This window comes from Novosphingobium sp. KN65.2 (assembly GCF_001368935.1).
Lineage (GTDB): Bacteria > Pseudomonadota > Alphaproteobacteria > Sphingomonadales > Sphingomonadaceae > Novosphingobium > Novosphingobium mathurense.
In genome coordinates this window covers 1-7,182 of record NZ_CCBH010000236.1, presented here as the reverse complement: position 1 = coordinate 7,182, position 7,182 = coordinate 1, and the positions used below count along the sequence as shown (strand labels likewise).

Here is a 7,182-nt window from a genome sequence, read left to right as displayed (position 1 = left end):
TGAATGAGTTCGATGCCTTCGAGGATGACGCCGGCGGTGGCTTGGGACTTGAAACCGAGCATGGGCCGGATGCGGCGCTTGATACGCCGGTGATGCTGTTCGATCCGGTTATTCATATATTGGCTCTGCCGGACCTTGAGCGGCACGGCCTTCGACCGAGTTCGCATCCTGACTTCGGCATGGCATGTCCGCGCTGCTTCCAGATTGGTCTGACTGCCGTGGATGGTCACCTGGACGGGCAGGCCGTGGCGCTTGTAGGCCCTTCGGAAGATGCGCTTCGCATCCTTGTGATTGCGCGTCTTCGAAAACAGGAAATCGACCGTGGCGCCCGATTTGTCGATCGCCCGGTAGAGGTACATCCACTCGCCCTTCACCTTGATATAGGTCTCATCAACGTTCCATTTGCTCGTCACCGACCGCTTGCGAGCGTTAAACGCGTCCAGCAATTGTGGCGTATAGTGCAGCACCCAGCGGTGGATCGTCGAATGGTCGACCGCCACGCCGCGCTCGGCGATCATTTCCTCCATATCCCGCAGGCTCAACCCGTAGGTCAGGTACCAGCGTACGCACAGCAGGATCAGCGAGCCCTCGAAATGGCGACCCTTGAACAACAATCGCTTCTCCGAAAGCCGAAACTGCGCCAACCTTCTCACATCGCGCCAAAATTTGCGACAGAACCTTTGAATCTGAAGTTCGCTCTTCCCTCTCCTCTTGAACACGAACATGACAATCAGGCACTAAAATTCAGAAACGTCGATCTTTTTACCCCGCATGAAACGGGAAAGCCGGTAGGGGCGCGGATCGACGATGGGGTCCTGCCCGGTAACTATGTCAGCAACCAGATGGGCGGCGCCCGGTCCGATGCCAAAGCCATGCCCGCTGAAACCCGCAGCCAGGATCAGTCCGGGCACGTCCGGCACTTCTCCGATCACGGGAACGCCGTCGGGCGTGCTGTCCACAAAGCCCGCCCAGCTGGCGACCATCGGCACCGATTCCAGAGCCGGGATCAGCCCCGCGGCGCGCTTCAGCGTCAGGCGCACCGTCCTGGGGTCGGGCGTGGGATCAAGGATGCGCATCGCCTCCATCGGCGTTCGCCGGTCGAGACGCCAGCGCGAAAGGCTTTCATGGCCAGCGCGAATGCCGTGCAACCCACCGGGTGATGTTTTCTTCCACCGCTTCCTGAACATCGGAATGAATTCGCGGTGGAACCGTACGAACTGCAGCGTCGGATCGACCATGGCGCGGCCACTGATCGCCAATGTGTGACACCCCTCGCCACGATAGGTGATCGAGACCGAATCGCTGACGAATGCATTTGGCAGCTTCAGCGGACCGGTCCCGACCGCCAGGATGGTCTGACGCACGGTCGCCTGCGGGAAGCGGATGCCGAGCTGGTTGCAGAATGAGGACGCCCAAGCTCCCCCCGCATGAATGACCCTTGGTGTGCGGATCGTTCCCCTTTCGGTGACGACGGCGCTCACCGCGCCGCCTGTGGTCTCGATGCCGCGCGCCGCGCAGGCCTGATGCACCGTCCCGCCAAGCGCCATCAGCGCCCTGGCTACGGCGGGCACGGCGAGGGCCGGATTGGCAATACCGTCCATCTGCGAATGGACGCCGCCCTTCCAGCGCTGGCCGGTGAAACTTCCATGCTGCGTGGCTTGGTCACTGGTCAGCAGGCGCGTCTTGACGCCGACGGACCGTGCATATTCACCCCAGCGCGCCCAGGTTTCGAGTTCCTGGTCGTTGTTGCTGACGTAAAAGAGGCCGCAGCGGCGAAAGCCCGTCTCCTCGCCGCTTTCGTTTCCAAACTGCTCCCAGAGATCGAGCGCCTTCGTCGCCAGCGGCAGCTCGCGCTCGTCGCGGTTCTGCTGCCGGCACCAGCCCCAGTTGCGGCTCGACTGCTCGCCGCCCACGACGCCCTTCTCCACCAGCGCGACCTTCAGCCCGCGCTGGGCCAGATAGTAGGCGGTAAAAGTGCCGATGATGCCTCCGCCGATGATAACGGCGTCAGCTTCGGCAGGTAGTGTGGGCGTGGATTTGATGAAACGCAGCGGCGCAGGCATTATAGGGGTTTCCAGTGAGCAGAAGAGTCAGGCAAAACCGAAAATGGCCTTGACCATGTCCCGTTGTGAAGCGTGCGGTATTCGATAACGGACGACACACCATCCCGTTCTTCACCCGCGGTCAGGCGACCGGGCGCTGAATCGCGAAGACCTTTTTCACATATTCCTCGCTGAGCCACTCGCAGCCGTCGCCGCGCACGAACATGAAGACATCGCCCTTCTTGAAGGTGACGCTGCCCCTATCGTCGCTGAAGGTGACCTTTCCTTCCAGCAGCAACATCAGCTCAACCTGCCGATAGGGGATCTGGCGTCGGCGATAGGGTGTTGAGTCCCATGTACCGCAGGCAAACTCCTGATTGGCGGACCGATAATCGGAATTGCCCCGGCACGTCGGAGCCGGGCTGAGCAGATTTTCCGGCGGCGGCGGATTGGATGGCGACAGCGGCGCATTCTTGTCGATCAGGACCGACAATGCGGGGCTTCCCGGTGCCTGGGTCGGCGCTGCATAGACGATCGCCAGCAGATCATCGGAGGCGCGCCACTGGAAGCTGGTGCCGACCGGCACGGCAGCGCCATTGTCCGGTTCGATCACCAGCGTGCCGGCGTCGCTCTCGATTTCGAGACGGCCCGCGAGAACGAGCACGAACTCGTCCGTGGGAAGCGCCTCGACCTGGCCTTCACCACGCAGCGCGAACGCTGCCACCTGCGTCGCAGCGTCAGCGAAGGCTGGCTTCGCCCTGCCTTGCAGCCAGTCGCTGGAGGGAGCCGTGGCGGCCGCATAGGCGCGCATGTCGATGACCGCGCCGACCTTCTGGTTCAGGGCGGCGCTCATAGTATCGCCATCGAGATTGAGCATCTCATTCACCTCACGAAATGGTTCACAAATGCCTTCCCTTGATCTCAAGGGTCGCAGGCGGTCATCGGGTCGTCAGCGCGACGAACGACTTCGAGCCAAGCATATCGGCCTCCTCTCCGCGGCGTGATGATACCGTCCGTCAAGTCTAACGATGCCGCGCCGCTAGATCACGCCATTGTTGCCCACCGATTGAGAACAGAATCCCCGACAAACGAGGGCCGACAACACGATCTACCATTATGGCTGATATCAACAGCACCCGAACTCAGCGTTAAGCTCAGCCACATTTTCGTCCGACAAGATGCGCGTGGGCATGCCGCGCAGCATTACCAGCAGCTTCGCGGTCTCTTCCAGTTCTTCCGCCGCATAGACGGCCGAGACAATGTCCTTGCCGGTGACGACCGGCCCGTGATTGGCGAGGAGGATTGCAGCATATTTCCCGTCGAGCGCCCGGATCAGATCGCCTGCCTTCTCATCGCCCGGCCGCACATAGTCCAGGCGCTTTACATGGCCAACGCGCATGACGACATATGGCGTCAGCGGAGGGATGCAGTCGTCGGAGTCAATGTCACTAAGGCAGGAGAGCGCCGTCGCATGGGTTGAATGAAGGTGTACCACTGCTCCGGTCTGCGGCCGCGTCTCGTAAAATGCCTTGTGCAGAAACACTTCCTTGGACGGCTTATCCCCCGATATGTGGTGTCCGTCACGCGTGATCTTGCTGATCTTCGCGGGATCGAGAAATCCGAGGCAAGAGTTTGTGGGCGTCACGAGTATCCCGTCATCGACCGCGGCACTCATGTTGCCTGCTGCGCCGACCGAGAACCCACGCTCAAATAGCGATCGCCCCAAGCGTACCATATCCTCGCGGACTCTGTTTTCCGAGCTGCTCACTTGCCTTCCAATCTTTCCAACGCTTTGACGAAGAAATCAGGGGCACCGAAGTTACCTGACTTCAGGGCGAGGGCAATCGGCTGGTCCCCGTTCGAAAGAAGCACCGGGACGCCTGGGTCAATTTCCTGCCCGATCGTCAGAGCGCCGAGATCCAGCGCCGACACAACCGCGCCGGACGTTTCGCCGCCGGCCACGACCAACCGTGTCACACCCGACCGAACCAGCTTGATGGCCGTGTCGGCGAAGAAAGCATCGAGTCTGGCCGCGACTACTTCGCGACCATATTTCGCCTGCATGGTCTTGACCTTCTCAGGCGTACCCGAGGAATAAGCGAGCGGAGCCTGACCGCGATTGCGTGTCAAGAATTCCACAACCTGGCCTGAGGTGGTCTCTTCGCTCATCACCTTGTCAACGTCGATCGCCAGAGCCGGATGGTTTTGCCTATGGATATCGATCTGGCCACGGGTCGCACCAGAGCAGCTTCCCGCGAGGATCGCTTCCGGCCCCTTTGCGCCGATCAGCCGGCCGGAGTTGCCTGAAGCGAGCCCGCGCCGAATGAAATTCTCTGCCAGACCAATCGCTATGCCAGACCCGCCTGTTACCAGTCTGTGACCGGCAATCGCCGACCCGATTGTGATCAGATCCTGATCGGACGTTGCATCGACAATCACCAGAACATCATCTTTCGCGGCAAGCGCGGCGGCGACCTCCTCGCCCCCCTTGCGAACCGTATCCAGCGCGACATGGCCAACGGAGCCTCTGGTCTGGTATCGCAGCCATCGGCGAAGATCCGGGTCCGTCATGGGGGTGAGCGGATGGTTCTGCATGCCGGATTCGCTCAAAAGCCGGTCATGAACGAAAAGATGCGCCATATAGACCGTGCGGCCGGCGCCCGGGAAAGCCGGACATGCGACAACGCCTTTCACATCAAGCGCGGCCGCCAGCGCTTCGCCCACGGGCCCAATATTGCCCGCACGCGTCGAATCGAATGTCGAGCAATATTTGAAGACGATCTGCCGGCAGCCCTGGGCCAGCAGCCAGTTCAACGCTTCAAGCGATTGCGCTACCGCCTCCTCGGCCGGAACAGTTCGGCTTTTAAGGGCAACCACACCCGCCTCAATATCAGCCGGCGCAGCGGATTTCGGCACGCCGAGAAACTGCGCGGTGCGTAGGCCACCCTTGGGGTGCAGGCCCTTTGCAATTGTATTGGCAATATCGCTTGCGCCGGTAAAATCGTCGGCGATTACACCCAAAAGCACATCGTTTCCCTTCTCCGCGACGGCGCGCCACTTCCGGACGGCCTGCTCCGGACTTGCGAAAGCCGACGAACCGCAGACTTACTTTTGCGAACTTCCCTGGGCGCAGGCGTGCGCATTCAGTGCGGAGGACATATGCAGCACGCCCAGTTCGGGACTCGCAAGCACCGGCACCACCATGTCGCTCATCTCATTTAGGGCATTGGCCATAGATGCCTGAGCAAGAACGACCACGTCCACCTTCTCCATGATCGAAGCCAGGCCTTCCCGTATCATCGCATCATGCCCGGCTTTGTCTCCGCTTCGCAGTTTATCGAACGCCCCTTCGCAAAGCCTGCTGGTGAGTGAAATGTCACGGCCCATCCTCTGGGCGTGGCGCTCGATCAGACGGGATGTGGGGTCCAGTGTCGTAACCAGAGTCGCAAGGACACCGATACGGTTCCCGCGCCCGATCGCCTTGATCGCCATCCCGTCATCGATGCGGAAGAGAGGTACGGGGCAAAGCGGCACTGCCGCATCGACGGCCGGACCGAGTGAGGAACAGGTCACGAGGACAGCTGAAGCCCCCGCATCCACCGCCGACCAGATTTGCGTCACGAGCCGCCGCATGGTTTCACGCGACAGCGCGCCTTCGCGGATCGTGTTCCCCAGCAAGCTCTCATCCGCCATGTTGAACGGACGCCAATCGGGCAAATGGCGGCCGACAAGTTTATTGAACATGGGGATGATGCCCGGGACCGTATGGATCATGGCAAGCGCAGGGGGCTCGTAAACGACTGTGGTCATGACTTACATCTCTAGTTTTGGTTGTGCATGCTCTTCGATTTGAACCGTTAACAGCAGGGTGATATGCACTCGCTCGCGGCAGTGTTCCCTAATTTACCTGCTCACTGGCGGAAGATTTGACTGTCGTGCCGACGAACACGTAACGTTCTGCCATTCCTGCATCTTCATTCGTTTTTTTTGACGTTTTCAGCTGGAAATCGGCCAAATAGGCTTGATTTAGTCGTCGAGAGATCGTCAGGCCGCGTTGGAGCTGGGTACCTACTGTCATGGGCCGCACCGCCGCATTTTCCGAAGCGCGCGTGCACGACGAGACAGGCGCGCTGATCGCAAGCGTAACTTCGTCGCTGCTCGGGACGCCTCTCTAGCCGTGATAACCGGATGGCAACTTTGGAGACGAAGCTGAACGCAGCGAATGACAGACCTGAATGACGGGCAGCTTACCGCCACCCTGTTCCCGATTCCGGACAGTCGCAAGTGTCCGACGAAGCCGACATGATTGTGCGGCCAGGCAAGGATCCGGTCATGTCCGTCAGCCGGATTCCAGAAACGTCCCGTGAGCGGCAAAGAAGGGTCGGCTTCTGCTGAAAGCGAACGCCGTATCGTGGGACAGCTTTCTGGGCAATCGCTATCGCAAGGAAAAGCTGGCGCGCTGCCGCGAACTTCTCAGGATGCCGCAACATCTTGTCAATCATCCCGCGCCTGAGAAGGCTGGCGACGAACACGAGATCGAAGACCTCACTGTTGTCTCCCGACGAGTTTGACCCCGCCTGCCACTGCAGTCAAATGATCTATATTGAAGTCCTTGAACGGATTTCGCCATCACCTGGGCCCCAATTCTGGCTGGAGACATGATGACAATCCTCCATCGGCCACTGATGATCCCCAATTGCCTGGTTCAAAAGGCTAAGGCCAGCTTCCAACCTTTTACAGCCTACGGCGCCACTCGACACAAGTCGATGCTGTCGGTCAAAACGCTCACCGGCATATCCTGAAAGCCGGTTGCTCTATTCAATCCCCATAGCCGCAACGCTGCGCAGGCGGCTTCGTCCAACACGCTTTTAGCTCACCGCCGCGGCAATCAGGCTGTGCCCTCTCTCTTGCGTCGCGCGTCGCGCCGCCAACCTAATGGCGCTGTTCATTATGTGAAAATGTGCCATATCGAATTGAACCAAATGGCATTTTAGATGAACAAGCGCTGCTGGCACTGCCACAATCCGGACAACCTGGGTCCGCCGGGCGTCGGCGCAGGTCGAACACAGTGCATGCTATGCAATCTAGACAATTGGTGCAATTAGTGCGATAAAGGATCAAGATTGCAGTATGGAGTCAT

General features: G+C 59.9%; 7 protein-coding genes. All 7 read right to left on the bottom strand.

Going from position 1 to position 7,182, the window contains the following annotated elements:
* Positions 1-614 (bottom strand): IS6 family transposase (locus tag SPHV1_RS23990; RefSeq protein WP_231634851.1); only part of this gene is annotated, 614 nt, incomplete at its 3' end.
* Between the two features lie 123 nt (positions 615-737).
* Positions 738-2,063: an FAD-binding oxidoreductase gene (locus SPHV1_RS23985; protein WP_054948504.1), complete on the bottom strand. Its 1,326-nt coding sequence runs from the start codon at positions 2,061-2,063 to the stop codon at positions 738-740.
* A gap of 121 nt (positions 2,064-2,184) precedes the next feature.
* Positions 2,185-2,919, bottom strand: a complete 735-nt coding sequence (locus SPHV1_RS23980; RefSeq protein ID WP_231634850.1) for a cupin domain-containing protein — start codon at positions 2,917-2,919, stop codon at positions 2,185-2,187.
* 249 nt (positions 2,920-3,168) lie between these two features.
* Positions 3,169-3,810, bottom strand: a complete 642-nt coding sequence (otnC, locus tag SPHV1_RS23975) for a 3-oxo-tetronate 4-phosphate decarboxylase (protein WP_082431154.1) — start codon at positions 3,808-3,810, stop codon at positions 3,169-3,171.
* Complete coding sequence (gene otnK, locus SPHV1_RS23970; RefSeq protein ID WP_197277809.1) at positions 3,807-5,063, bottom strand: 3-oxo-tetronate kinase; 1,257 nt, start codon at positions 5,061-5,063, stop codon at positions 3,807-3,809. The genes otnC and otnK overlap by 4 nt, the downstream gene beginning before the upstream one ends.
* Before the next feature lie 84 nt (positions 5,064-5,147).
* The gene (locus tag SPHV1_RS23965) at positions 5,148-5,852 is read right to left on the bottom strand and encodes an aspartate/glutamate racemase family protein (RefSeq protein WP_054948502.1); all 705 of its coding nucleotides are present in this window, start codon (positions 5,850-5,852) and stop codon (positions 5,148-5,150) included.
* 88 nt (positions 5,853-5,940) lie between these two features.
* Positions 5,941-6,120: a hypothetical protein gene (locus SPHV1_RS25260; RefSeq protein WP_156367454.1), complete on the bottom strand. Its 180-nt coding sequence runs from the start codon at positions 6,118-6,120 to the stop codon at positions 5,941-5,943.
* Positions 6,121-7,182 lie beyond the last annotated feature (1,062 nt).